Source organism: Hominiventricola sp., from assembly GCF_057604405.1.
The window spans coordinates 1-3,215 of the sequence record NZ_DBLYVB010000059.1; the positions used below are offsets into that span (position 1 = coordinate 1).

Genomic DNA, 3,215 nt, shown 5'->3' on the forward strand with positions numbered 1-3,215 from the left:
GTTACAGCCTACTTGCCTGCGCGTTCGGTGTAAAGCTCAGGGATGTATTCCCTGCGGTAAGGGGGGACCCAGCTTGCTGGGGGGATTCCTTATCGCCCGGTTTATGTTTGTTCCATAAGCCGTGGCAGGGGGGACCCAGCTTGCTGGGGGGATTCCTTATCGCCCGGTTTATGTTTGTTCCATAAGCCGTGGCAGGGGGAACCCAGCTTGCTGGGGGGATTCCTTATCGCCCGGCTTATGGTTTTTCCATAAATCCATCTGTGCTTTCCGTGTGCCTCTCATCTACCGGCTGCTTTCTGTTCGTTCCACACATTGGTACTTGTTCCCATCTTCGCTTGTATTCTATAATTATATTATTATAGAAAGACAATCACAGTTTGTCAAACAATTTTTACTTGACTTCTTTGGCTTCTGCCGGAACCCAGATTCCATCTTTTCCCCATGGCTGGATCATAGACAAAAACCGCTTCTGTCCATCCTGTAAAAATGTAATCTGTATACCGACCTGTGTTTTATCTGCAGATTCAGATTCTTTTTCCACGGAAACAAGCTTTTTATCCGACGATAAATTCAAAAGCTGCCGGGCTGCATCTGTCGGCTCAAGCAATGCACCAATTGGAACCATATTCTTATTCAGCACTTCACCCATACCGTTTATACAGTAGTCCATCTGCGTATCGCTGATTCCCTGCGCATATGCTGTATCAAACTCATCTGCCGATGCAATTCCATCCGTTTTAGCATCCGGACCGTCAGCAAACTGATTGATTTTTTCCTGTGTAATCTGAAATTGACCATTTTCCTGTGCATAATGGATATTCTCTATCCACACGCTCACATGCGGATCTGATGACTCCACATAATACAAAATCTCTGCAGTCTGTTCTTCCGTATTGATTTCATGCAGCCAGTAGCCATCCATTTCTTCTCCGGTTCCACCAAAGAAACTGCCAAAGGCTCCCCATGGCCATGGACTCGACCAGCCAAATGACGGTGTATCTCCATCCATCCACAAAATATGTATTTTCTCTAAATTCGACTGTACCTCTTTGGATGTCATCTGCACAATTTTTTCTGTATCCCGGTCGCAAAATGCCTGTGCCCATTCCCTGATATTCTGCTCTATTATCGCAGCTCCTGCATTTTCCTGCACTGGCTGCTGTGTACTATCCACTTTCTCGGTTGTATGCTCTGTTTTTGTCTCCGACGGTTTCTGGTTTGTCAGACAACTTACTGCCACAAGTGCAACCAAAACGGTTGCAATCGCAGCCACCCAGGTATGTGGTTTTTTAAAATTCAACACGTTCTTAATTCTCCTTCCTGCATCTGCCTCTCCAAACGCAACCGGGGCAAATGAATACGGATGCCGCTCCATCGCAAAAGCAAGTAAGGATGCGCTGTATCCTTTTTTAATCTGATTTCCAAACTGCGCAAGTACGGCCTCATCACAACTCATCTCCATGTCTCTTGTCATATAGAAAAAGGCAATCCATGCCAATGGATTCCACCAGTATACAGCCAAAAGTACGAATGCAATCAGCTTCCATAAAGAATCATGTCTGCGAATGTGCCAGCTCTCATGCGCAAGGATGTACTGCTGTTCCTCCTCTTTCATCCGAAACGGAATATAAATCTGCGGGCAGAAAATTCCCAGTACAAACGGTGATGGAATACAGTCACATTCCCAGATCTTTATGGTCCGCCGGACGTTTCCAGATGTTTCATTTACGGTTAAACGTACTGCTGTCCGTACCATACTGCGGCATTTGATATAGGAATACATTCCATATCCTAAAAATAAAAATATCCCGATCAGCCAGACAAAAAACAACACCGCACAAATTTTCTGTGAGGTCGTCATAGCTCCTGTCAAACCAGCTTCAGAAGCTGCATCCCCTGTCACACGTGAACCGGCAGATATCTGCGTCACATTCTGTACTGCCGTTTGCACATGCACTCCAGATACTCCTGTGTAGTGTGCAATCTCACTCATTTGTGATCTGCTTTTTACCAGACGAAACAGATTAAACAAACTCCATCCTGATGCAATGGGCAAATCAAATAACATACGGATTCCAACAATTGCCCACAATGCATAGGAATATTTTTTGGGACATTTCCGCAAAAGCGCGCGCACTGCAAACACCGCGAGAATTACAACCGCCACCATGCCATTCCGCTGCAGAAATGCCAGAAAAATTACACTTGCCTTCTCCATTCTCTGCCCCTACCCTTCTTTATGCTCGTCGATCATTTTCTTGAGCAGCTTTGCTTCTTTTTTGGAAATTTTCTTTCCTCCAAGAAATGCTGTGATAAACCCTGGCAGTGATCCGTCAAATGTGCGATCCACAAAATACCGGGATTCCTCTGCCTGCACCTGTTCCTTTGGAATTAAAACAGAAACCGTTGCATCCTCATTGGCAATGTATCCTTTTTCACACATTTTCCGTACAACCGTATAAGTCGTGGATTTTTTCCAGCCAAGCTGTTCCTGACATAACTTTACAAGTTCCCCGGAGTTGACGGGGGCATGCTCCCATACGACACACATAAACCGGTAATCACTGTCACATAATTTTATATATTCCATCTTTTTCTCCTTCACAGGTTTATAGCTATCAACCTGTTTTCAGTTTATTCTTATAAACCTCAAATGTCAAGGTCTATTTTTATAAACTGCGAGAAATGTCAGAAAAATACGATGGAAAATGTTTGAACTCACCTTTTTAAAAAGTTATAATAAACGCAAAAGGCGATTGTGAAATCGCCCAAAATAAATAACTCAAAAGGAGGACATGTTATCGTGGAAAAAGTACGTTACATGATTTCCGATGCCGCCGCACTGGCCGGTGTGGAAACCCATGTGTTACGTTACTGGGAAGAAGAACTCGACCTGACCATCCCGCGAAACGAGATGGGACATCGATACTATACACGAGAAAACATACAGGAATTTCAAAAAATCAAAGAACTAAAAGAAAAAGGATATCAGCTAAAAGCAATCCGCATGATATTACATAATAAAAAACCGGAAGCTTCCGGTATTTCCTTGCCGGATTCTGTTGCCACTGATCCGTTGCCCACATGTAACCGGGAACATCATCCCACAGCTGCAGCCAAACCGGATCGACAGAACGCAGATAAAACCAACCTGCCTGTAAATACCCTTTCCGCAGAAGAACGCATGGCACAATTTCGGGAGTTGATGAGTGACA

General features: G+C 44.3%; 3 protein-coding genes. 1 reads left to right on the top strand and 2 read right to left on the bottom strand.

What is annotated here, in order from left to right:
- Positions 1 to 391: 391 nt before the first annotated feature.
- Positions 392 to 2,218 (bottom strand): M56 family metallopeptidase, encoded by a 1,827-nt coding sequence (locus tag ACZMB2_RS13805; RefSeq protein WP_487597153.1) that lies wholly within the window; start codon positions 2,216 to 2,218, stop codon positions 392 to 394.
- Between the two features lie 9 nt (positions 2,219 to 2,227).
- Entirely contained in the window at positions 2,228 to 2,590 is a 363-nt protein-coding gene (locus tag ACZMB2_RS13810; RefSeq protein WP_055067202.1) for a BlaI/MecI/CopY family transcriptional regulator, read from the bottom strand.
- 213 nt (positions 2,591 to 2,803) lie between these two features.
- Here ACZMB2_RS13810 and ACZMB2_RS13815 point away from each other — a divergent pair.
- Positions 2,804 to 3,215, top strand: a 412-nt coding sequence (locus ACZMB2_RS13815) for a helix-turn-helix domain-containing protein (protein ID WP_487597154.1), incomplete at its 3' end; no start/stop codon positions are given.

Coding starts and splice junctions, on each gene's coding strand:
- ACZMB2_RS13805 (WP_487597153.1), bottom strand. CDS start 2,218: ATGGAGAAGGCAAGTGTAATTTTTCTGGCATTTCTGCAGCGGAATGGC.
- ACZMB2_RS13810 (WP_055067202.1), bottom strand. CDS start 2,590: ATGGAATATATAAAATTATGTGACAGTGATTACCGGTTTATGTGTGTC.